Genomic DNA, 20,726 nt, shown 5'->3' with positions numbered 1-20,726 from the left:
CATGCTGCCGCAGCGGGGCGCAACGTCCCGACACCACAGGCTGGTTGAGCCCTGCGATGGGCCCCTGGGCCCATGACGGGCACCCCGGCCGTCCGTAGCTTGGCAGCCATGTCTGTACTGGGGGATGTGCGCCGACACGGCCGCCGGTGGCTGCGGGGGATCACCCCGCGGACCGATGCGCGGCTGCTCGGTCTGCGCAGGCGTCGTCGGCACGACCGTGGCCAGACGCCGTTGGAGTACGTCGGTCTGGGCCTCGTCGTCGTGGCCATCATCGGCTCCCTCGTGGCCACCGGGATCGGCGCCGAGCTGACGCAGAAGATCAACGCGCAGGTCTGCCGGATCACGGGCGGCGGGGACTGCGGCGACGGCGGCCGGCAGAACGAGGCACAGGACGGCAGGCCGGCGCGGGACGGCCCGGCCGATGTGCCGGCCGACGACTCCTCCGTGCCCACACCCCCGGAACAGATCGTCTACGAGAAGGCCCTCAAGGAGCTCCAGGACGCCCAGGCCGCCGAGAAGGCCGACCAGGACAAGGCGGTCCAGGCCGCCAAGGAACTGGCCAAGATCCTCGCCGATGAACTCGGCATCACCGACGCCCTCGACTGCGTCACCAAGGGCGACATGGGGGCGTGCACCGAGACGCTGATCAACGTGCTGCTCAGCCTCGTCGGCGGCGCGGTCGGCAAGCTCGCCGCCAAGTACGGAGCGCCGTGGAAGTGGAAGAAGGCGTACGAGCTCATCCAGCGGCTCAGGAAACACGGCGGCGACCTCTACGACGGCCTGACCGGTCTCCTCAAGAACCGCAAGCGCGTCAAGGACGCGGAGAAGGCGCTCGAGGACGCCAGGAAGAAGTACGACCCGAACCAGAAGAAGCCGGACGAGGACAGACCGAACGACAAACCGACGACCTGCCCCGTCCGGCACAGCTTCCCGGCCGGTACGCCCGTCCTGCTCGCCGACGGACGCCGGGTGCCGATCGAGACCGTGCGCATCGGAACACGCGTGGCGGCCGCGGACCCCGGTACGGGCGAGAGCGGCGGCCGGAGGGTCACCCGGACGTTCACGACGTACGACGACAAGGAGTTCACCCGGCTCACCGTGCGGACGGCATCCGGTACCGCCGTCGTCACCGCCACCGACACGCACCCGTTCTGGCTTGCCGGTGACCGCCGCTGGGAGGACGCCGGTGACATCCGGCCCGGCGCCCGGCTCCGCACGGGGACCGGCGGCAGCCTCACCGTGCTGGCGGCCCGGCACTACGTGCAGCGGCAGACGACGTACGACCTCGCCGTGGCCGGTGTGCACACGTACTTCGTCGGAGTCGGCCCCGCCAGTGCCCTCGTGCACAACAACGACTGCGACATGTCCGCCGATGAGGTCGACGCGGCCAGGAACCCGGGCGTCGGCGAGGGGGACCCGAAGAAGTTCAAGGACCACTTCCTGCGGCACAAGAAGCTCGTCGAGGACGCCCTGGGCACCACGTACAAGAAGCTCAAGGACGACGGCCCGCGCTTCCGCGAGGACATCGCGAACGCGATCAAGGACGGCACGTTCGAACTCGTCGGCAAGGGCACGTTGAAGAAGGGCGAGCCGGAGGGGCTGATCTATCGTGGCAAGGGCGTGACGATCGTCCTGCGGGAGAACGGTGACTTCTGGACCGCCCTCACGACCGGCGAGGGCCTGGACACCGGGATCCAGATCACCAAGAAGGTGCCGAAGAAGAAGGGCTGACCTCATGAGCAGCATGGCGCGCGAGGTCGCGGGGATGCTCACGGGACGCCGTGTGCGCGACGTCCTCGTCCCGGGCTGGATCGACCGGGACGACTCCGTCCCCGAGTTCCGGCCGCAGCCGCTCATCGTGTGGCTGCGGCTCGACGAGGGCCTGGTGCGGCTCGCGTCCGAGGGCCAGTACGACCACCTGACCGCCCGGCGGGTCACGGCCGCCGACTGGTCCGACGTGGAGCTGCTGGCCGAGGCGGAGGACGAGGTCGTGCTGGCCTCGTACGGCGAGCAGTTGTTCGGCGACGGCAGGGACGAGTGGAGCTGCACGGCGGTGCGGGCGTACGTGTCGGGTGACGGAGGCGCAGGCGGCACGCGTACGCCGGTCATCCGGGGCCTCGCGCTTGACTTCGCCGGCGGTCGCAGCCTGTTCCTGGACCCCGCCTGGACCTTCGGCATCCGTATGGGGAACAGGGCGGACGAGGCGGACTGGGTGGCGAAGCACGGCGGCGACACGGTGCTGGAGTCGCTGCGTCCTCCGGTGCCCGCCCACGGGTAGAGCGCGGGGCCGAGGGCATGGGCCCGTGGGCCCATGTGCCGTGACGGTTCGGGTTGTTAGCGTGCCACGCACATCGGCGAGCGGGTGGGAGCGCAATGAACACGGGGATCCGGACCAGGGCGGCACGGCGCGTCGCGACGGCAGCGCTGGCCGTCGCGCTCACGGCCGGAACGGCCACCGCCTGCGAGGACGAGGCGAAGGACGGCGCCGACGGGAAGGCCGCCGACGCGTCCGTGTCGCCGTCCGGCACCGCCGGGAAGGACACCGCACCGACTCCGTCCGGCTCCGCCGCGCCGCCCGCCGCCGAGCCCCCGAGCAGTGGCCGGACCCTCACCGAAGCCGAGTTGGCCAAGGCCGTGCTGGCCACCGGTGAGGTGCCCGGTTACGAGGTCGCGCCCCTGCAGGGCGGTGACGAGCCCGGCACGGAGAAGGCGGACAGACCGGCCTGCGCCCCGCTGGCCGCGGTGATCAACGGAAGGCCGGAACCCGCCGCCGCGGCGACCGTGTACAGCACCGCCGTCGACTCCAGGGAGGAGGGCGAGGAGACGCAGACCGCGGTCACGCTGATCCTCACCTCGCACGGGAACGGCGGCGCCCGGCAGGTCCTCGCCTCGCTGCGCACCGCCGTGGATGCCTGCGCGGGAGGCTTCACCACGCGCGGCGCGGACTCGGTCTCGACCTACTCCGACGTGCGGACGCTGCCCGCACCGCGGGCCGGTGACGAGTCCTTCGCCTACCAGGTGACGGGCGCGGTCACGGGCGCGAAGGTGCCGCTCGTCTTCCATGTCGTACGCCGGGGCGCGAGCGTCGTCACCTTCTACACGGCGAACTTCGTCGACGCGAGGACGCCCGAGGTCCCGGGCGAGCTGATCCGCGCACAGACGGCGAAGCTGCCCTAGACACCGGCCGGCCGTATGCCCAGCCGTACGCCCGGCCGCACCCCCCAACGCGCCATCGCCCCGGCCTCCGCCTCCAGGGCGTGCCGGGAACGCAAGCGGATCCGGCCGAGGCGTCCCGGCTTCATCGTCACCACGTCCAGCACCCTCAACTCCCTGTCCAGGTATGCCACGTCGATCGTGAAACGCATCCGGAAGGTGTGGACGCCGGCGCACGGGGTCAGCATGAGCGCGCCGTCGATCCCGTCCCGGCCGAGCAGCCCGCGGGTGCGTGCCCGGTACGAGGCGGCGATCCGCAGGCCGACCGGGGTGTCCCGGCCGGGGACCGTCAACTCCGCTGTTCCGTCCCGCCATGTACGCATGGCCCAGACCGTAGCGCCGGGCGGCGGCGTGCGGACCCGATCCCGTACCGCAATGGGCCCCGGCCCGCGAACCTGGGCCCCTGGGCCCATGACCGCGGACCGGGCCGGGCCTAGGGTCGGCACCGTGGACGTGACGCTGATCGCCGTAGCCGCCGTGTGGGGGGCCGTAGCCGGGACGCTCGTGCCACGCGCCGCGTACCGTCTGTCGGTCGAGCCGGAGGACGACTGGCGCGCCGCCTGCCCCGCCGGGCATCCGATCACCGGACCGCTGCGCGGCTGGGTGGGGGTGGCCCGGTGCGCGAGCTGCGCCGCGGGGGCGCCCGCGGTGGTGGCCGCGGGGGCGCGGGACGGGGCGCTCGCACCGGCCGACGCGCCCGCCGAGGACCACACGCCCGTCCCGTACCGCCCGTCCGTCCTCGTCCCCGCCGTCACGGCCCTGGTCTGCCTGACGCTCGCGGCGTCGACGGGGCCGCGCCCCGAGCTGGCGGTCTGGCTGCCGGCCACCCCGGCCGCCGTGCTGCTCGCGCTCGTCGACCGCCGTGTGCACCGGCTGCCCGACCAGCTCACCCTTCCGCTCGCCGCCGCATCGGCGGCCCTGCTCGGCCTCGCCGAACTGCTGCCGCACGACGGGGGGACCTGGCCGACCGCCCTGCTGGGCGGCCTCGCGCTCGGCGCTGTCTACTTCCTGCTCTTCCTCATCAACCCGAACGGCATGGGCTTCGGCGACGTGAAGCTCGCGCTCTCGCTCGGCGTGGTGCTCGGCTGGTACGGCTGGGTGGTGCTGTTCCTGGGGGCCTTCGCCGGATTCCTGCTCGGCTCCCTGTACGGCCTGACCCTGATGCTCCTTCGCCGCGCGGGCCGAAAGACGGCGATCCCCTTCGGCCCCTTCATGATCGTCGGTGCGCTCCTGGGGGTGCTGCTGGGGGCTCTGGGGGCTTGATCGCCGGACATCGCGGCAACGGGCCGACAGAATCGGAGTCATGGACTCCTCGCCGATGAAGCCGGTCAACCTCACCGAAGCCCTCGCGTCCTTCGACGCCGTCTACAGTCCGCGCATCGTGGCCCGTATGAACGACTACGACGTGCGCATCGCCCATGCGGAGGGCGAGCACGTGTGGCACGTGCACGAGGACACCGACGAGTTCTTCCTCGTGCTGGACGGACGCTTCGACATCGCCCTGCGCGCCGCCGACGGCAGCGAGTCCGTCGTGGAGCTGCACAAGGGCGACGTCTACGTCGTGCCGAAGGGCACCGAGCACAAGCCGTCGTCGCCGGGCGGGTCCATCCTCATGTTCGAACCGTCCGGTACGAAGTCGACCGGTGACCGGCACGAGGGCGAGATCCCCGACCACGTGGACAGCACGACCGGGCACGCCCTCGGCTGAGCCGTCACGCGTGCGCCTGCCGCCAGGCCACGTCGCTCGTCGTCCTATGGCCAGCCCGGGCGCGCTCGTCGTCCTATGGCGCATACAGGCCGGAACCTGTCCGCTCCCACCCTCGCTGTCGGAGCCGTTGCCTAGGGTGGATCCGGCCCGGCGTACCGGCGGGTCGGCGGCGTGCCGACGGCGGACCGGCAACCTTCAGCGAGGAGTGGGCATGGCCAAGGGCAGGACCTCCTACCACTGCGGCATCGACGCCGCCGTGGACGTCGTCGGCGGCAAGTGGAAGCCGCACATCCTGTGGGCTCTGAACGACGGCACGCGCCGCTTCGGCGAGCTGAGGCGGCAGGTGGAAGGCGTCAGCGAGAAGGTGCTGATCCAGCAGCTGCGCGAGCTGGAGGCGGACGGCATCGTGCACCGCGAGGTCTACGGGGAGGTTCCCCCGCGCGTGGAGTACTCGCTGACCGAGCTGGGCAAGGCGCTCAACACCGCGCTGGAGCCGCTCGGCGCCTGGGGGTCGACGTTCATGAGCGAGATCATCGCCAACAAACAGCGCACATCGGTCACTTGACGTCACGTCACGTGTTCGTCAATGCGGCGCCCGCCGTCCCGGGTCACCCGTCGGGAGTAGCGGACCGGGCCCGGCCGAGCCCCTGACCCCCGGCTTTGCGCCTCCGCGCGGCCGGCGCCTCCGCCGGCAGGGGATTCGGTGCCCGGTGGCGGCATGGCGTGGCACTCAGCACCACTTACGAAGGGTTATGGTGGAAACCCCCCCTCGGGCCGGTCCGTATCCCCCCCACGGACCGGCCCGTTTTTTCCTGCCCGCCGGTGTCCGGCCGCCGGCGCCGCCGGTCCGGGACCTTCGGAGGCTTCGCGACTAGCTCCGGGCGGCCCAGATGTTCGTCCCTGCCGTGTCCACGGCGAAGGCGTCGATGTCCTTCAGCTCCTCGTCGGTCAGGGGCGGCCCCGCCAGAGCGGCCACGTTCTCCTCCAGCTGCCGCACGCTGGACGCGCCGATCAGCGCCGACGTCATCCGCGGGTCGCGCAGCACCCAGGCGAGCGCCAGCTGGGCGAGCGACTGGCCGCGCTTGGCCGCGATGTCGTTCAGACCGTTCAGCCGGTGCACCACCTCGCCGGACAGGAGGCCGGGGTCGAGCGACTTGCCCTGGGTGGCGCGCGAACCCTCCGGGATGCCCTTCAGGTACTTGTCGGTGAGCAGCCCCTGGGCGAGCGGCACGAAGGAGATGCAGCCCATGCCGGCGCCCTCCAGCGTGTCGAGCAGCGCGTCGTCCTCGATCCAGCGGTTGATCATCGAGTACGACGGCTGGTGGATGAGGGCGGGGACGCCCATCTCCTTCAGCAGCCCGGCCGCCTCCGCGGTCTGCTCGGCGGTGTACGAGGACACTCCCACGTACAGCGCCTTGCCCTGCTGGACCGCCGAGGCCAGGGCGCCCATCGTCTCCTCGAGCGGGGTGTCCTTGTCGAAGCGGTGCGAGTAGAAGATGTCGACGTAGTCGAGGCCCATCCGCTTCAGGGACGCGTCCAGCGACGACAGCAGGTACTTGCGCGAACCCCACTCGCCGTACGGCCCGGGGTGCATCAGATAACCGGCCTTGGTCGAAATGACCAGCTCGTCCCGGTAAGGAGCGAAATCCTGGGCGAAGATCTTGCCGAAATTCAGCTCTGCGGAACCGGGCGGCGGACCGTAGTTGTTGGCCAGGTCGAAGTGCGTCACCCCCAGGTCGAAGGCGCGGCGCAGGATCGCCCGCTGCGAGCCGAGCGCGCGGTCGTCGCCGAAGTTGTGCCACAGGCCGAGGGAGATCGCCGGGAGCTTGAGCCCGGAACGGCCGGTGCGCCGGTACTCCATGGACGCGTAACGGTCGTCGGCGGCGCGGTAGAAAATTGAATCAGTCACGCATCCCTCCTTATCACGGACTTGTGACATACCGGGTTGGGCCGCATTGGCCCGTCCGCAGTAGTGTGGCGCCTTCGGGGACTGCCGCATGGAGGGGTGTAAGAACAGTGAACCTGCGCGACCTGGTGTACGGGCTCTACGCACGCCGGGTGGAGGGCCGCCTCGACCACGCCCAGGTGCCCAAGCACATCGGCGTGATCCTCGACGGCAACCGCCGCTGGGCCAAGGCGTCCGGAGGCACGGCAGCACAGGGGCACCAGGCGGGCGCCGACAAGATCTCCGAACTGCTCGGCTGGTGTGCCGAGACCGACGTCGAAGTCGTCACCCTCTGGCTGCTGTCCACGGACAACTTCGACCGTCCCGAGGAAGAGCTCACCCCGCTCCTTCGCATCATCGAGAACACGGTGCGCAACCTGGCCGCCGACGGCCGCTGGCGCGTGCACCACGTCGGCACGCTGGACCTGCTGCCGGCCCACACGCAGTCCGTGCTGAAGGAGGCCGAGCAGGCGACGCTCGGCAACGAGGGAATACTCGTCAACGTCGCCGTCGGCTACGGCGGCCGGCAGGAGATCGCCGACGCGGTCCGTTCGCTGTTGCTGGAGCACGCGCAGAAGGGGACGAGCTTCGAGGAGCTCGCCGAGATCGTGGACGTCGAGCACATCTCGGAACACCTGTACACGCGCGGGCAGCCGGACCCGGACCTGGTGATCCGCACGAGCGGCGAGCAGCGGCTCTCGGGCTTCATGCTCTGGCAGAGCGCGCACTCGGAGTACTACTTCTGCGAGGTCTTCTGGCCGGCGTTCCGGAAGGTCGACTTCCTGCGCGCGCTCCGCGACTACGCGGCTCGCCACCGCCGCTACGGCGCCTGACCTCCCGGGGCGCCGCCGCCCCGGGGTCCCCGTACGCCCGGCCCCGTGCGCCGGCTGTTCCCCCGCCGCCTTCCCCCTGCTGCCGGCCCCGAGCCCCCGCGCCTCGATCGCCGACGGGGCCGGGCTGTGGCAGGCGCGTGGCGTTTCCCCACCCCGCCCCTTCCCGTAACCGGGGGCAGGCCCCAGACCCCTGTGGCCCCTGCGCCCTGGCGGGCGCGTGCTTCGGGGCTCCGCCCCGGGCCCGGTACCGCGCTTCGCGCGGTGTCCTCGAACTCCCCTTACGGCCTGGCGGCCCTGGGAGGCACCCCGGACGGCTGCATCGGACCCCGCCGCCGGCGTCCGGGGCACGGGGCCGAACGGGTGCGTTGCGCACCGGCGGCCTCGCCGACGTGTGGGGCACGGGGCGTGGGGCCCGAACGGGTGCTTTGCGCACCGGCGGCCTCGTCGGCGTGTGAGGCACGGGGCGTGGGGTGGGGCTCCAACGGACGCGTCGCACAGCAGCCCCGCCGGTGTTTGAGGCGTGGTCCGGGGCGCAGCCCCAACGGGCGCGTTGCGCACAAGCAGCCCCGTCGGCGTTCGGGGCGCAGGGTCAGGGGGCGGAGTCCGAACGGGTGCATCGCGCGGAACAGCCACGCCGGCGTTGGAGGGCGCGGGGTCAGGGGGCAGCGGCTCCGGAGCCGCCCGGCACAGGGCGTGTCACCGGGTGTTCACCGCCTCGACGACATATGCCCTGGCATGGCCGCACGTGTTCGAGGGAATACCCACTCCAGGTCGACGTCCGATCCACGAACGTCGTATCTCAGTGAGCGGCCGACACCGCTCACCCGGGAGGCCCTTTGCACACGAAGGACTGCACCTTTGGTGCGGACCACGCGGAGGGCCGGCGCTCGGCCTGTGCAGCAGGCCGGCCCGGCCCGTCGTCCGCTTCGGCGGAAGACGCAATGGTCCGCGACGCCGTCGCACCCCGACCTCGTCCGAGGGGGTACGTCCTTCCGTGGTGAACAGCACAAAGCGCCGCATGCCCGACCGGCGCACCTACGTTCTCGACACCAGCGTCCTGCTGGCCGACCCGCACGCCATGAGCCGCTTCGACGAGCACGAGGTCGTACTGCCGATCGTGGTGATCACGGAGCTGGAGGCCAAGAGGCACCATCCGGAGCTCGGTTACTTCGCCCGTCAGGCCCTGCGCCTGCTGGACGACTTCCGCATCCGGTACGGCCGTCTCGACGCACCCCTGCCGATCGGTGACCTCGGCGGCTCGCTGCGGGTGGAGCTCAACCACCAGGATCCCGGCGTGCTTCCGGCCGGCTTCCGGCTGGGGGACAACGACTCCCGCATCCTCGCCGTGGCGCGCAACCTCCAGGCCGAGGGGTACGACGTCACGGTCGTCTCCAAGGACCTGCCGCTGCGCATCAAGGCGTCCTCCGTCGGTCTGCTCGCCGAGGAGTACCGCGCGGAGCTGGCCATCACCGACACCGGCTGGACGGGCATGGCGGAGCTGCCCCTGTCCGCCGAGCAGGTGGACCTGCTGTACGGGGAGGAGACGCTGTACGTCCCCGAAGCGGCCGAGCTGCCGGTGCACACCGGCCTCGTGCTGCAGTCCGAGCGCGGCAAGGCCCTCGGCCGTGTCACCGCCGAGGGCAACGTACGGCTGGTGCGCGGGGACCGGGAGGCGTTCGGCATCCACGGCCGCAGCGCCGAGCAGCGCATCGCGCTCGACCTCCTCCTCGACCAGGAGGTCGGCATCGTCTCGCTGGGCGGGCGTGCCGGCACCGGCAAGTCGGCACTCGCGCTGTGCGCCGGCCTGGAAGCCGTTCTGGAGCGCAGGCAGCACCAGAAGGTGATGGTCTTCCGGCCGCTGTACGCGGTGGGCGGCCAGGAGCTCGGCTATCTGCCGGGTACCGAGGCCGAGAAGATGAGCCCGTGGGCGCAGGCGGTGTTCGACACGCTCTCGGCCGTGGCGGGACGCGAGGTGATCGAGGAGGTGCTCGGCCGCGGCATGCTGGAGGTGCTGCCGCTCACGCACATCCGGGGCCGCTCGCTGCACGACGCGTTCGTCATCGTCGACGAGGCCCAGTCGCTGGAGCGGAACGTCCTGTTGACCGTTCTGTCCCGGGTCGGGGCGAATTCCCGGGTCGTCCTCACCCATGACGTGGCACAGCGGGACAATCTGCGCGTCGGCCGGTACGACGGAGTCGTCGCCGTCGTCGAGAAACTGAAGGGCCATCCGCTCTTCGCGCACGTCACCCTCAACCGCTCCGAGCGTTCGCAGATCGCGGCGCTCGTGACCGAAATGCTGGAGGACGGGCACATTTAGCGGGACACATCCCTGGGGGCCTGTCCGGCAAAAGGGACAAGCCAGTTGACGCCGCCCGGCGAAGCGCAAGAGCTTAGCCGGGCGGCGTCGCGCTGTCCGGCGTTTCCTTCAAAACCCCTGGTGCGAACGGGGTGTGAGCTTTCACACGCAACGAAGAATTGCCTTGCGGCGTCGGCGTCCGGCAGAGTCTTGCTTCCGTCAGGCCCCGCATGCGGCACATCCGCACCTTCCGTGGTGCACAGCAACACACAACTCAAGACATGCCGCCGCATGCCGCCCGCGAGTACCACGAGGCATCTCCTCAGGGGAGTTGCCCGCCGGGCCCGCGCCTCCCGTGACCCAAGCAGTGGGGAGGCCAGCGCCAGGGGCACGATTGCGCTCGCGAGGTCACCTATGCGGGCGATGCTGGAAGGACAACGTGTGAGCCGGATCTCGGTCCGGGGATTCGCAGTCGCCTCGGCAACTGCGGTCACCACCGTCGGAGCCGTCGTCGGCGTCGCGTCGGGCAACACCCAGCCGTCGGGGGACAACCTCGAGGCGACGGCAGCCGACACGACGCTCCTCGCGGACATTCCCATGGGCGAGCAGGCCCAGGTGCAGGTCTCGTCCCTGACGCAGCAGGCCGAAGCACAGGCCGCTGCCGCGGACGCGGCTGCCAAGAGGTCCGCCGAGGAATCGGCCCGCATCCAGGCTGCCAAGACCGCCGAGGCCAAGAAGGCGGCGGCGGACGAGCAGGCGGAGCGCGAGCGCGAGCGCAAGGAGGCGGAGGAGCGCGCCAACCGCGACGCGGTCCGCTCGGCGTCCAGCTTCTCCGCGCAGGCCTCGTACACGGTCGCCGAGGTCCAGGCGATGGCACGCCAGATGGTCCCCGCCGACCAGTTCCAGTGCTTCAGCAACATCGTGAACCACGAGTCGAGCTGGAACTACCGTGCGTCCAACCCCTCTTCGGGTGCGTACGGCCTGGTCCAGGCGCTCCCGGGCTCCAAGATGTCGTCGGCCGGCGCCGACTGGCAGACGAACCCGGCCACCCAGATCAAGTGGGGCCTGAGCTACATGGACGGACGCTACGGCAGCCCGTGCGGCGCGTGGTCGTTCTGGCAGGCGAACCACTGGTACTAGATTCGCCAGGCGCTCAACTTCACGGAGCCCCTCACCGTCCTACGGTGAGGGGCTCCGTGCGTGTACGGTCGGTGTCCGTCACTCCCGGGTCGGGGGCACCGCCCGCGTCCCCAGGCGCAGGTGGGGCACCGCCCGCGCTCTCAGGGCGCAGGGGAGAGAGTGGTGGGGACAAGAGGGAGCATCATGTCGAAGGTTCCAGGGTGGTTCGGCCGTGTGGGCGCCGAGCTCACCCGGATCGGAGAGCGCCTGGACGAGCGCCGCAAGGAGGCCGTGGCGGACGACGACCTGCCCGCCGTCGTGCCGGCGCCGGACAGCGTCCCGCCACCGCCCGCGTACGCGCCCGCCGTCGCGGCGCGGCCCGATCCGGTCGCCGCGATCCCCTGGGGCATCCGCGTCGCGGCCGAGGCCGGCTGGCGGCTGCTCGTCCTCGCCGGCACGCTGTGGGTGCTGATGCGTGCCATCAGCGCCGTACAGCTCGTGGTGCTCGCCTTCGTTGCCGCGCTGCTCGTCACCGCCATGCTCCAGCCCACCGTCGGCAGGCTGCGGAAGCTGGGTCTGCCGCGCGGGTTCGCCACGGCCGTCACCGCCATCCTCGGCTTCGTCATCATGGGGCTCGTCGGCTGGTTCGTGGTCTGGCAGGTCATGGACAACCTCGACAACGTGTCCGACCGCGTCCGCGACGGTATCGACGAGCTCAAACGCTGGCTCCTGGACAGCCCGTTCCATGTCACCGAGAGCCAGATCAACGACATCGCGCAGAACCTCAGCGACACGATCGGAACCAACACCGAGGAGATCACCTCCGCCGGTCTCCAGGGCGTGTCCGTGATGGTCGAGGTCCTGACCGGGATACTGCTGGCGATGTTCTCGACGCTCTTCCTGCTCTACGACGGCAAGCGCATCTGGGAGTGGACGCTCAAACTCGTCCCGGCGCAGGCCCGTCCGGGAGTGGCGGGCGCCGGGCCCCGCGCGTGGCGCACGCTCACCGCGTATGTGCGCGGCACGGTCCTGGTCGCTCTGATCGACGCGATCTTCATCGGTCTCGGCCTCTGGTTCCTCGAGGTCCCGCTGGCCGTGCCGCTGGCCGTGTTCATCTTCCTCTTCGCGTTCATCCCGCTCGTCGGCGCGGTCGTCTCGGGCGCCCTCGCGGTCGTCGTCGGGCTCGTCACCCAGGGCGTGTTCACGGCGCTGATGGTGCTCCTCGTGGTCCTCGCCGTGCAGCAGATCGAGGGCCACGTGCTCCAGCCCTTCATCCTCGGCCGTGCGGTGCGCGTGCATCCGCTGGCGGTCGTCCTGTCCGTCGCCGCGGGCGGCCTGACCGCCGGTATCGGCGGCGCGGTGGTCGCCGTGCCCCTGGTCGCGGTCACCAATACGGTCGTCGGCTATCTGCGGGCGTACGGCAAGGAGCAGACACTGCGGCACTCCCCGCCGCCGCACGGTTCGACGTCCCTGGACGCGGCGCCCGCGGCGGGCCCCGCCCCCACCACCCCACCCACCACCCCACCCGCCGCACCCTCGCAGCCGCCCGAGCAGCGCCCCGACGAGACCGAGGAGCAGCAGTGATCTCCGAACCGGAACTGGTGGGGGAGGAGTCGTTCGCCGCGCCGCAGACCCTTGGCGCGGTGTCCGCTCCCGGAACGGACGACGCCGTGACCTCTCCCGGCCCGCGCGGCCCGCTCCGGGCGTGGCTGTGGGCGCTCGGCGGCGCGGTCGCCGCGTCAGCGGTGTGGGCGGGCGGGTTGTACGCGTTCGGCGACCAGGACCCGGACCTCGGCGGGTACCGGGCCACGGACAATCTGTGCAAGGCGGCACAGCTGAAGAACCTGCAGGCGGCGCTCGGCAAGCGCGAGGGCGAGGGGATGCCGACGCAGTTCGAGCACGCGACCATGGACGACGCCCAGTGCTCGGTCGAGCTGAAGCCCACCGGGTACGAGCCCGAGGTCGACGAGGAGGGCAACGAGATGATCTCGCTGCCCAGCGTCTACATCAGCTACACCCTGCACAAGAGGACCGACCCGGGACCCGAGTTCGACGGCGCGGTCCTCGCCCGGCAGAAGGCATGGGGCACCGAGACCGAGGCCGCCGCGATCACCGGCATCGGCGAGCGGGCCCATGTCGCGCGGGGCGAGGGCGGCTCGGCGATCACGCTCGACGTGCTGGACGGGCAGGCGGAGCTGAGCATCGCGGTGACCGGTGACTGGGACCCGGAGAGCGGGGACCCGGCCACGGACGTGACCGAGCTGGAAGGGCTTCTGGTGCAGGACATGCAGGAGCTGATGGCCACGCTCAGGAGCTGAGCCGAGCGCCGCAGGCCGCTGTACGGGGGAGCGGGACGTACGAAGGGCCCTGCCGAACCGGAAGGTTCGGCAGGGCCCTTCGCCGCATTCGGGTGCGGTCAGCCGGCCAGGACGGCTTCGGCGTCCAGCGTCGTGCCGACGGCCTGGATCACCGCGGCGATCTTGACCGCTTCCTGGACCGTCTCGCGGTCCACGCCGGCCTTGCGCAGCACCTGCTCGTGGGAGTCGAGGCACTGGCCGCAGCCGTTGATGGCGGAGACGGCGAGCGACCACAGCTCGAAGTCGACCTTCTCCACACCGGGGTTGCCGATGACGTTCATCCGCAGACCGGCGCGCAGCGTCCCGTACTCGGGGTCCGACAGCAGGTGCCGGGTCCGGTAGAAGACGTTGTTCATCGCCATGATCGCGGCGGCGGACTTGGCGGCCGTGTACGCCTCGGGGGAGAGGTTCGCCTTGGCCTCCGGCTCCAGCTCGCTCAGCACCTTGGGCGAACGCGACGCGATCGCGCAGGCCAGCACGGTGCCCCACAGCTGCTGCTGCGGAAGCTCGCTGTTGCCGATGACCGAACCGAGGTTCAGCTTCAGGTCCTTGGCGAAGTCCGGCAGGGCGGACTTGAGTTCATCGAGTGCCATGGTCACTCACCGGCCAGGAGCGCGACCGGGTCGAGGGTGTTCTCGCCCTTGGTCCAGTTGCACGGGCACAGCTCGTCGGTCTGCAGGGCGTCCAGCACCCGCAGGACCTCCTTGGGGTTACGGCCGACGGAGCCGGCGGTCACCATGGTGAACTGGATCTCGTTGTTCGGGTCGACGATGAAGACGGCACGCTGCGCGAAGCCGTCCTCGCCCTCGATGCCGAGGTCGCGCATCAGCTCGTGCTTGGAGTCGGCCATCATCGGGAAGGGCAGGTCACGCAGGTCCGCGTGGTCCTTGCGCCAGGCGTGGTGGACGAACTCGGAGTCGCCGGAGAAGCCGAGGATCTGGGCGTCGCGGTCGGCGAACTCGTCGTTCAGCTTGCCGAACGCGGCGATCTCGGTCGGGCAGACGAAGGTGAAGTCCTTCGGCCACGCGAAGACGACCTTCCACTTGCCCTCGTAGGACTTGTGGGTGATGGTCTCGAACTCCTTGCCGCTCTCCAGCGAGACGCAGGCGGTCAGCTCGAACGTGGGGAAGTGGTCACCGACAGTGAGCACGCGCTCTCCTTGCGTGGAGGAAGGTCCCTTTTGGGGTTCTTCCAGGGGGTTGGACGGATCTTGATGGTGGCACAGAGTGCATTGATCACGGAAATAGCTAGACTCGGTCATAACGATCGGAGGTGCTTATCAGTGGGTACGGCGAACAGGGTCAAACAGCCGAGCATCGCGCAATTGCGTGCCTTCGCTGCCGTGGCGGAGCACCTGCACTTCCGGGACGCCGCGGCAGCGATCGGGATGAGTCAGCCCGCGCTCTCCGGGGCGGTCTCGGCCCTGGAGGAGGCACTCGGTGTCCAGCTCCTGGAGCGCACGACGCGCAAGGTACTGCTCTCCCCGGCCGGCGAGCGCGTCGCGGTGCGCGCCAAGGCCGTGCTCGACGCGGTCGGCGAGCTGATGGAGGAGGCCGAGGCGGTACGCGCCCCGTTCACGGGTGTGCTCCGGCTCGGGGTGATCCCCACGGTCGCGCCCTATCTGCTGCCGGCGGTCCTGCGCCTGGTGCACCAGCGCTACCCGGAACTGGACCTCCAGGTCCACGAGGAGCAGACGTCGTCGCTGCTGGACGGCCTGGCGGCGGGGCGTCTGGACCTGCTGCTGCTCGCGGTGCCGCTGGGGGTCCCGGGCGTCACCGAACTCCCCCTGTTCGACGAGGACTTCGTGCTTGTCACCCCCCGTGACCACGAGCTGGCCGACCGGTCGGACATCCCCCGGGAGGCGTTGCGCGAGCTCCATCTGCTGCTTCTGGACGAGGGCCACTGCCTGCGCGACCAGGCGCTCGACATCTGCCGCGAGGCAGGCCGCACGGAGGGCGCCGCGGTCACCACGACGGCGGCCGGGCTGTCGACCCTGGTGCAGCTCGTGGCGGGCGGCCTCGGGGTGACGCTGCTCCCGCACATCGCCGTCGACGTGGAGACGTCCCGCGGCGGTCTGCGGGCGGGCCACTTCGCGGACCCGGCCCCCTCGCGCCGGATCGCCCTGGCGATGCGGTCGGGCACGGCGCGGAGCGAGGAGTTCGAGGAGCTGGCCGAGGCGCTCAGAGGGGCGCTGGCCGAGCTGCCGGTGCGCGTCGTGACCTGATCCCCGGTCCCGCCCGCCGCCGGAACGCCGGAGCCCCGCTGTCCTGGACAGCGGGGCTCCGGCGTTCCGGCGGCGGGACGACTCAGTTGTCGTTGTAGAACTTGTACGCCTTGCAGTTGCCCGACGAGACCCCGTTCTTGTGCCGGCAGAACAGAAACCCGATGTTGCGGTTCTCCGGGAGGTCGTAGGCGCCGCCCATGGAAGCCTTGCGGGTGGCGCACCTTCCGTCGCCGCCCACGGAGAAGTTGTACTTCTCCGCCCCGTAGGCGTCGTCGAGGCTGACGTGCATGACGACGGCGTAGCCGTCGGACTCCTTGTCACAGATGGTGACGACGTCGCCGTACTCGTTGAAGTAGCCCTCGCCGCTCCAGCCCGAGGCGCTGCCGAACGGGTCGCCGGTGTGCATCGTGTGGTCCGCGGCCAGCGCCCGGCCGTACATGCCGAGAACGAGGGCGCAGCTCGCCCCCGCCACACCGAGAACCTTGGCTACTTTCTTCACTTGTCCCCTGCTGAGGTCCTTGCCGATCCCCTGGTCAGGGGAACCGGCGTCAGCATGGATCTTGAACGGACAGTGGCTCAAACGGTAAACCTGTGACCGCTGTTGACCGTCGCGGCGAGCTGGTCGAGCCGGGTGCCGGTCAGTTCGATCCAGCGCAGATCGGCCTCGATGTGGAACAGCGCGTGGTCGCAGATCAGTTGGCCGGCGATGTCGGCGTGGCGCTTGCGCTCGGTGACGTCACGCGTCAGCCGCAGGTGCTCGGCGCGCTGGGCGTCGAGCAGCCCGGCGGCGTCGCGGCCGGTGAGGAGCGCGAGGACGACCTTCGTATAGAGGGTCGACTGCAGATACGGCTCGGGCTTCTCGGGCCGCGCGAGCCACTCGGACACATCCGCGGTCCCCGCGTCGGTGATCGCGTACCGCTTGCGCTCGGGTCCGCCGCCCGTCTCGATGGCGTCGACCTCGACGAGCCCGTTCCGCAGCAGCCGCGACATCGTGGAGTACACCTGCCCGTAGTGCAGCGGCCGGTCCTGCCCGAACCGCTCGTCGAAGGCGTGCTTGAGGTCGTACCCGTGGCGGGGACCGGATTCGAGGAGGGCGAGGAGGGTGTGGCCGATGGACATGGGCGGCACGGTACACGGGGTGTATAGCGGGGGCGGGTGGGCCGCCGCGCGGGCGTTCCCCCACCACTAGGCGCTGGAGAGTCCTCCCACACCCGCAGCGCGTAGGAGGACCCGTTCCACCCCGCCTTACCCCTCGCCCGGTGGCTCCGCTGTCTTCCGGGGGCGGCCGCGGCGCGCCATCGGGCCGAGGCCGCCCGGGAGGCGGCCCGCCTCCGCCAGCGCGCGGCGCAGCACGAACTCGATCTGCGCGTTCGTGCTGCGCAACTCGTCGCCGGCCCAGCGGGCCAGCGCCTCGTACACCGCGGGGTCGAGCCGCAGCAGTACCTGCTTGCGCTCGGGCGGAGGCGGCGGCGTCACTGGTAGAGCGTGCCCGTGTTGAGGACCGGCTGCGCCGCGCGGTCGCCGCACAGCACCACCATCAGGTTCGACACCATCGCCGCCTTGCGCTCCGAGTCCAGTTCCACGATGTCCTGTTCGGTGAGCCGGGACAGGGCCGCCTCGACCATGCCCACCGCGCCGTCCACGATCTGACGCCGCGCCGCCACCACCGCACCCGCCTGCTGGCGCTGGAGCATCGCGGAGGCGATCTCCGGAGCGTACGCGAGGTGGGTGAAGCGGGACTCGATGATGTGGACACCCGCCGCCTCCACCCGCGCGTGCAGTTCGACCGCGAGCTTCTCGGTGATCTCCTCGGCGTTGCCGCGGAGCGACAGGCCCTCCTCGTCGTGGGCGTCGTACGGGTACTCGATCGCGATGTGCCGTACGGCCGCCTCCGTCTGCGTCGAGACGAACTCCAGGAAGTCGTCCACCTCGAACATCGCCTGCGCGGTGTCCTCGACCTTCCACACCACGACGGCCGCGAGCTCGATCGGGTTGCCGTACGCGTCGTTGACCTTCAGGACCGCGGTCTCGTGGTTGCGCACCCGAGTCGAGATCTTCTCCCGCGACGTCAGGGGGTTGACCCAGCGCAGGCCGTCCGTGCGGATGGTGCCCCGGTAGCGGCCGAACAGCTGGACCACCCGCGCCTCGCCGGGTGCGACCGTGTTCAGCCCGCACATCCCGAGGAAGGCGGCGAGTCCGACCAGGACGCCGCCCACGATCAGCAGCGCCTTCGTCCCGCCCGACGTGTACGCCGCCCCGGCGACGATCAGGGCCACGCCCGCGGCGAGCCCGAGCAGTCCCAGCAGCAGCGCGAGGCCGCCGCCGATGCTGTGTGCGGGGAACTCGCGCACCCGCGGCGCCGGTATCCGCGCTACCTCTGCCCCGGCGCGGTCCGCCGTCCCGGACGGTCCCCCGCTCGTCGCCGGCGTCCCCTGCGGCCTCGCCCCACTCGTTCCGGACATGATCCACTCCCCGTTTCCATGGTCTAGCAAAGTGATATCACTTTAACGTACGCAGGCAACCCTGCAGGCCTCTCATGAGTCGGTTCCTTCGGACGGGGTGCTCATTCTCACGTCAGGAAAAGGGCGGATCGGTTCCTCTTTGTCCGTCCGTCCGGTGTTACCTTTCTGAGCTGATTCCCGCCCCCGCGTCCTTGTGCGGGCACGGGCGGGGACCGGCGACCGACGACCGAAGAAGCGGAGCGACGAAGCGATGGGCCGAGCGGAAGAGAGACAGGCTCGGCAGCGCGGTGCGCGCCGGGCCGGGAGGGCGAGGCCCACGGGCATACGCCGCTTCTTCACCTGGAGGAAGCTGCTGGGCACCTTCTTCGGCATCTGCCTGGTGGCCATGGGCGCGTTCTTCGTGATCTACCTGATGGTCCCGGTGCCCGAGGCGAACGCCCAGGCCAAGATGCAGAGCAACGTCTACAAGTACCGCGACGGCAAGATCCTCGCCCGTACCGGCGAGGTCAACCGGGAGATCGTCGGTCTGGCCGAGATCCCCAGGGACGTGCAGTACACCTTCGTCGCCGCCGAGAACAAGACCTTCTTCGAGGACTCGGGCGTCGACCTCAAGGGCACCCTCCGCGGCCTGAAGAACACCCTCACGGGGCAGGGCAAGCAGGGTGGTTCCACGATCACGCAGCAGTACGTGAAGAACTACTACCTGAACCAGGATCAGACGGTCACCCGCAAGCTCAAGGAGCTGGTGATCTCCCTGAAGGTGGACCAGAAGAAGGGCAAGCCCGAGATCCTCGCCGGCTACATCAACACCAGCTTCTACGGCCGGGGGACCTATGGCATCCAGGCCGCGTCCCAGGCGTACTACGGCGTCGACGCCGACAAGCTGACGGTCGCTCAGGGCGCCTACCTCGCGGCCCTCCTCCAGGCGCCCAACCAGTACGACTGGGCGATGGCCTCGGACACCGGCAAGAAGCTGGTGACCGAGCGCTGGAACTACGTCCTGGACAACATGGTCGAGGAGGGCTGGCTGGACGCGGGCGAGCGCGCGGGTCTGAAGTTCCCTGTCCCCAAGGCGCCCAAGGCCGCACCCGGCATGGCGGGCCAGGCCGGTTACCTCGTCGACGCCGCCAAGAAGGAACTGGCCCGCCAGGGGCTCGACGAGGAGGACCTCGACGCCGGCGGCTGGACGATCACCCTGAACGTCGACTCCAAGAAGCAGAAGCAGTTGGAGAAGGCCGTCAAGGATCAGCTCGAGGACGAGCTGGACCGCAAGGGCAACAAGGTCGACGCCACCGTGCAGGCCGGCGCGACCTCGGTCGACCCCGAGACGGGCAAGGTCCTCGCGCTCTACGGCGGTGTGGACGCCACGCAGCACTGGCTGTCGAACGCCACCCGCTCCGACTACCAGCCCGCCTCCACCTTCAAGCCGGTCGTCTTCGCCTCCGCGCTGGAGAACGGCTCGAAGACCCAGGACGGCGTCCCGATCGGCCTCAACACCGTCTACGACGGCACCAGCAGGCGACCGGTCGTCGGCAGCGACACCCCGTTCGCCCCGCAGAACGACCTCGGCCGCAGCCACGGCCCGGTCACCGTCCAGACCTCGCTGAACAGGTCGATCAACTCCGCCTTCGCGCAGATGGCCGTGGACGTCGGTCTCGACAAGGTCAAGGAGACGGCGCTCGACCTGGGCGTGCCGGACAAGAACTTCCCGCTGCGGCCGGCGATCTCGCTCGGCACCATGGGCGCGTCCACGTGGGACATGGCCGGGGTGTACGCCACCCTGGACAACCACGGCCGGAAAGTCACGCCCACGATCGTCGCCAAGGCCGAGCACAAGGACCGCCAGGTCGACCTGCCCGACCCGATCGGCGACCGGGTGGTCAGTCGCGAGACGGCCGACACCGTGACCGCCGGCCTGACCGGTGTGGTCAGGAACGGCTCCGGCCAGGCGGCCGCCAGCAGCGCCTACCAGGCGGCCGGCAAGACCGGTACCTCGGAGAACAACCGCTCGGCGTGGTTCGCCGGCTACACGCCCGAACTCGTCACCGTGGTGGCCCTGTTCGGGGAGTCGCCCAAGGACGGCGGCGGTCAGGTGTCACTGACCGGCACCGCGAACTCCGGCCGCGCAAGCGGCGGCGGCTTCCCGGCCAGGATCTGGGCCGACTACACACTGGGCGCACTCGGCGGGGGCTCGGACGCGCGGTTCGACCTGGACCTGGCGGAGATCGCGGTCCCGGATCCGGACCCGACGCCGACGCCGAGCGAGACCGAGGATCCGGACCCGACGCCGACCCGGAGCGAGACCGAGGACCCGGACCCGACGCCGACCCGGAGCGAGACCGAGGACCCGGACCCGACGCCGACCCAGTCCGAGACGTTGGACCCGGACCCGACGGACAGCACGACGTTCACGCCGCCGGTCGAGCCCGGTGACGGCACCGACGAAGGAAGCAACGACCAACTGAGGCCGAAAGACTGACGGCCACGGTCGTATACGGCTGCGCCGGCCTGTCCGGCGCGGTCATGCAGGCCCTGACCCGCAACCCGCTGGCGGACCCGGGCCTGTTGG

Annotated in this window: 21 protein-coding genes and 1 pseudogene; 14 read left to right on the top strand and 8 right to left on the bottom strand. The window is 70.6% G+C overall.

Annotated elements, in window-relative coordinates:
- Positions 1 to 108 precede the first annotated feature (108 nt).
- From ACWD0A_RS18855 to ACWD0A_RS18845, 3 genes are all read left to right on the top strand, one after another.
- The gene (locus ACWD0A_RS18855; RefSeq protein WP_451299454.1) at positions 109 to 1,731 is read left to right on the top strand and encodes a Hint domain-containing protein; all 1,623 of its coding nucleotides are present in this window, start codon (positions 109 to 111) and stop codon (positions 1,729 to 1,731) included.
- 4 nt (positions 1,732 to 1,735) lie between these two features.
- Positions 1,736 to 2,278 (top strand): hypothetical protein, encoded by a 543-nt coding sequence (locus ACWD0A_RS18850; RefSeq protein ID WP_451299452.1) that lies wholly within the window; start codon positions 1,736 to 1,738, stop codon positions 2,276 to 2,278.
- A 95-nt stretch (positions 2,279 to 2,373) separates the two neighbouring features.
- Positions 2,374 to 3,177 (top strand): hypothetical protein, encoded by an 804-nt coding sequence (locus tag ACWD0A_RS18845; RefSeq protein WP_451299450.1) that lies wholly within the window; start codon positions 2,374 to 2,376, stop codon positions 3,175 to 3,177.
- Here the strand turns inward: ACWD0A_RS18845 and ACWD0A_RS18840 are convergent.
- Complete coding sequence (locus tag ACWD0A_RS18840; RefSeq protein WP_451299448.1) at positions 3,174 to 3,536, bottom strand: DUF192 domain-containing protein; 363 nt, start codon at positions 3,534 to 3,536, stop codon at positions 3,174 to 3,176. The two genes, ACWD0A_RS18845 and ACWD0A_RS18840, sit on opposite strands and share 4 nt — an antisense overlap.
- 124 nt (positions 3,537 to 3,660) lie before the next feature.
- On the opposite strand from ACWD0A_RS18840, the gene ACWD0A_RS18835 reads away from it, so the two are divergent.
- The 3 genes from ACWD0A_RS18835 to ACWD0A_RS18825 all read left to right on the top strand — a co-directional run bounded on the left by ACWD0A_RS18835 (position 3,661) and on the right by ACWD0A_RS18825 (position 5,486).
- A complete protein-coding gene (locus tag ACWD0A_RS18835) occupies positions 3,661 to 4,476 on the top strand; it encodes a prepilin peptidase (protein WP_451299654.1) in 816 nt (271 codons plus the stop codon).
- 40 nt (positions 4,477 to 4,516) lie between these two features.
- Complete coding sequence (locus ACWD0A_RS18830; protein WP_451299446.1) at positions 4,517 to 4,921, top strand: cupin domain-containing protein; 405 nt, start codon at positions 4,517 to 4,519, stop codon at positions 4,919 to 4,921.
- Positions 4,922 to 5,132: 211 nt separating this feature from the next.
- A complete protein-coding gene (locus tag ACWD0A_RS18825) occupies positions 5,133 to 5,486 on the top strand; it encodes a winged helix-turn-helix transcriptional regulator (protein WP_451299444.1) in 354 nt (117 codons plus the stop codon).
- A 306-nt stretch (positions 5,487 to 5,792) separates the two neighbouring features.
- On the opposite strand, the gene mgrA is transcribed toward ACWD0A_RS18825, so the two are convergent.
- The gene (gene mgrA, locus ACWD0A_RS18820) at positions 5,793 to 6,860 is read right to left on the bottom strand and encodes an L-glyceraldehyde 3-phosphate reductase (protein ID WP_451299442.1); all 1,068 of its coding nucleotides are present in this window, start codon (positions 6,858 to 6,860) and stop codon (positions 5,793 to 5,795) included.
- Between the two features lie 77 nt (positions 6,861 to 6,937).
- On the opposite strand from mgrA, the gene ACWD0A_RS18815 reads away from it, so the two are divergent.
- The 5 genes from ACWD0A_RS18815 to ACWD0A_RS18795 all read left to right on the top strand — a co-directional run bounded on the left by ACWD0A_RS18815 (position 6,938) and on the right by ACWD0A_RS18795 (position 13,432).
- Entirely contained in the window at positions 6,938 to 7,699 is a 762-nt protein-coding gene (locus ACWD0A_RS18815; RefSeq protein WP_451299440.1) for an isoprenyl transferase, read from the top strand.
- Between the two features lie 994 nt (positions 7,700 to 8,693).
- On the top strand, positions 8,694 to 10,016 hold the full coding sequence (locus ACWD0A_RS18810) for a PhoH family protein (protein WP_177150791.1): 1,323 nt from the start codon (positions 8,694 to 8,696) through the stop codon (positions 10,014 to 10,016).
- A gap of 420 nt (positions 10,017 to 10,436) precedes the next feature.
- A complete protein-coding gene (locus tag ACWD0A_RS18805) occupies positions 10,437 to 11,135 on the top strand; it encodes an aggregation-promoting factor C-terminal-like domain-containing protein (RefSeq protein WP_451299438.1) in 699 nt (232 codons plus the stop codon).
- Positions 11,136 to 11,318: 183 nt separating this feature from the next.
- Entirely contained in the window at positions 11,319 to 12,698 is a 1,380-nt protein-coding gene (locus ACWD0A_RS18800) for an AI-2E family transporter (protein ID WP_451299436.1), read from the top strand.
- Positions 12,695 to 13,432 (top strand): hypothetical protein, encoded by a 738-nt coding sequence (locus ACWD0A_RS18795; protein WP_451299434.1) that lies wholly within the window; start codon positions 12,695 to 12,697, stop codon positions 13,430 to 13,432. The genes ACWD0A_RS18800 and ACWD0A_RS18795 overlap by 4 nt, the downstream gene beginning before the upstream one ends.
- 98 nt (positions 13,433 to 13,530) lie before the next feature.
- On the opposite strand, the gene ACWD0A_RS18790 is transcribed toward ACWD0A_RS18795, so the two are convergent.
- Together ACWD0A_RS18790 and ACWD0A_RS18785 are read right to left on the bottom strand one after the other, a co-directional pair.
- On the bottom strand, positions 13,531 to 14,064 hold the full coding sequence (locus ACWD0A_RS18790; protein WP_451299432.1) for an alkyl hydroperoxide reductase: 534 nt from the start codon (positions 14,062 to 14,064) through the stop codon (positions 13,531 to 13,533).
- Positions 14,065 to 14,066: 2 nt separating this feature from the next.
- The gene (locus tag ACWD0A_RS18785; RefSeq protein WP_177150786.1) at positions 14,067 to 14,621 is read right to left on the bottom strand and encodes a peroxiredoxin; all 555 of its coding nucleotides are present in this window, start codon (positions 14,619 to 14,621) and stop codon (positions 14,067 to 14,069) included.
- Between the two features lie 132 nt (positions 14,622 to 14,753).
- Here ACWD0A_RS18785 and ACWD0A_RS18780 point away from each other — a divergent pair, with 132 nt between their 5' ends.
- Positions 14,754 to 15,695, top strand: coding sequence for a LysR substrate-binding domain-containing protein (locus tag ACWD0A_RS18780; protein ID WP_451299430.1), 942 nt, complete (start codon positions 14,754 to 14,756; stop codon positions 15,693 to 15,695).
- 82 nt (positions 15,696 to 15,777) lie between these two features.
- Here the strand turns inward: ACWD0A_RS18780 and ACWD0A_RS18775 are convergent, their stop codons facing one another.
- From ACWD0A_RS18775 to ACWD0A_RS18760, 4 genes are all read right to left on the bottom strand, one after another.
- The gene (locus tag ACWD0A_RS18775) at positions 15,778 to 16,194 is read right to left on the bottom strand and encodes a hypothetical protein (RefSeq protein WP_451299428.1); all 417 of its coding nucleotides are present in this window, start codon (positions 16,192 to 16,194) and stop codon (positions 15,778 to 15,780) included.
- Between the two features lie 77 nt (positions 16,195 to 16,271).
- Positions 16,272 to 16,814 carry a PadR family transcriptional regulator gene (locus ACWD0A_RS18770; RefSeq protein ID WP_451299426.1) on the bottom strand — a complete coding sequence of 181 codons (543 nt, stop codon included), beginning with the start codon at positions 16,812 to 16,814 and terminating at the stop codon, positions 16,272 to 16,274.
- 126 nt (positions 16,815 to 16,940) lie between these two features.
- The gene (locus tag ACWD0A_RS18765) at positions 16,941 to 17,171 is read right to left on the bottom strand and encodes a hypothetical protein (RefSeq protein ID WP_177150783.1); all 231 of its coding nucleotides are present in this window, start codon (positions 17,169 to 17,171) and stop codon (positions 16,941 to 16,943) included.
- Entirely contained in the window at positions 17,168 to 18,157 is a 990-nt protein-coding gene (locus tag ACWD0A_RS18760; protein WP_451299424.1) for an SPFH domain-containing protein, read from the bottom strand. The genes ACWD0A_RS18765 and ACWD0A_RS18760 overlap by 4 nt, the downstream gene beginning before the upstream one ends.
- Positions 18,158 to 18,407: 250 nt before the next feature.
- On the opposite strand from ACWD0A_RS18760, the gene ACWD0A_RS18755 reads away from it, so the two are divergent.
- Both ACWD0A_RS18755 and ACWD0A_RS18750 read left to right on the top strand, forming a co-directional pair.
- Entirely contained in the window at positions 18,408 to 20,636 is a 2,229-nt protein-coding gene (locus ACWD0A_RS18755) for a transglycosylase domain-containing protein (RefSeq protein ID WP_451299422.1), read from the top strand.
- Positions 20,627 to 20,726, top strand: a pseudogene (locus ACWD0A_RS18750) (iron chelate uptake ABC transporter family permease subunit); the annotation flags it as partial. The gene ACWD0A_RS18755 and the pseudogene ACWD0A_RS18750, both read left to right, overlap by 10 nt.

This window comes from Streptomyces sp. NPDC002867 (genome assembly GCF_053591895.1).
This window is presented reverse-complemented; position numbering and strand designations above follow the sequence as displayed.

Excerpts from the sequence above, each read along its gene's own strand:
- ACWD0A_RS18855 (WP_451299454.1), top strand. The coding sequence starts at position 109 with ATGTCTGTACTGGGGGATGTGCGCCGACACGGCCGCCGGTGGCTGCGG.
- ACWD0A_RS18850 (WP_451299452.1), top strand. The coding sequence starts at position 1,736 with ATGAGCAGCATGGCGCGCGAGGTCGCGGGGATGCTCACGGGACGCCGT.
- ACWD0A_RS18845 (WP_451299450.1), top strand. The coding sequence starts at position 2,374 with ATGAACACGGGGATCCGGACCAGGGCGGCACGGCGCGTCGCGACGGCA.
- ACWD0A_RS18840 (WP_451299448.1), bottom strand. The coding sequence starts at position 3,536 with ATGCGTACATGGCGGGACGGAACAGCGGAGTTGACGGTCCCCGGCCGG.
- ACWD0A_RS18830 (WP_451299446.1), top strand. The coding sequence starts at position 4,517 with ATGGACTCCTCGCCGATGAAGCCGGTCAACCTCACCGAAGCCCTCGCG.
- ACWD0A_RS18825 (WP_451299444.1), top strand. The coding sequence starts at position 5,133 with ATGGCCAAGGGCAGGACCTCCTACCACTGCGGCATCGACGCCGCCGTG.
- mgrA (WP_451299442.1), bottom strand. The coding sequence starts at position 6,860 with ATGTCACAAGTCCGTGATAAGGAGGGATGCGTGACTGATTCAATTTTC.
- ACWD0A_RS18800 (WP_451299436.1), top strand. The coding sequence starts at position 11,319 with ATGTCGAAGGTTCCAGGGTGGTTCGGCCGTGTGGGCGCCGAGCTCACC.
- ACWD0A_RS18790 (WP_451299432.1), bottom strand. The coding sequence starts at position 14,064 with ATGGCACTCGATGAACTCAAGTCCGCCCTGCCGGACTTCGCCAAGGAC.
- ACWD0A_RS18770 (WP_451299426.1), bottom strand. The coding sequence starts at position 16,814 with ATGTCCATCGGCCACACCCTCCTCGCCCTCCTCGAATCCGGTCCCCGC.
- ACWD0A_RS18760 (WP_451299424.1), bottom strand. The coding sequence starts at position 18,157 with ATGTCCGGAACGAGTGGGGCGAGGCCGCAGGGGACGCCGGCGACGAGC.
- ACWD0A_RS18755 (WP_451299422.1), top strand. The coding sequence starts at position 18,408 with ATGGGCCGAGCGGAAGAGAGACAGGCTCGGCAGCGCGGTGCGCGCCGG.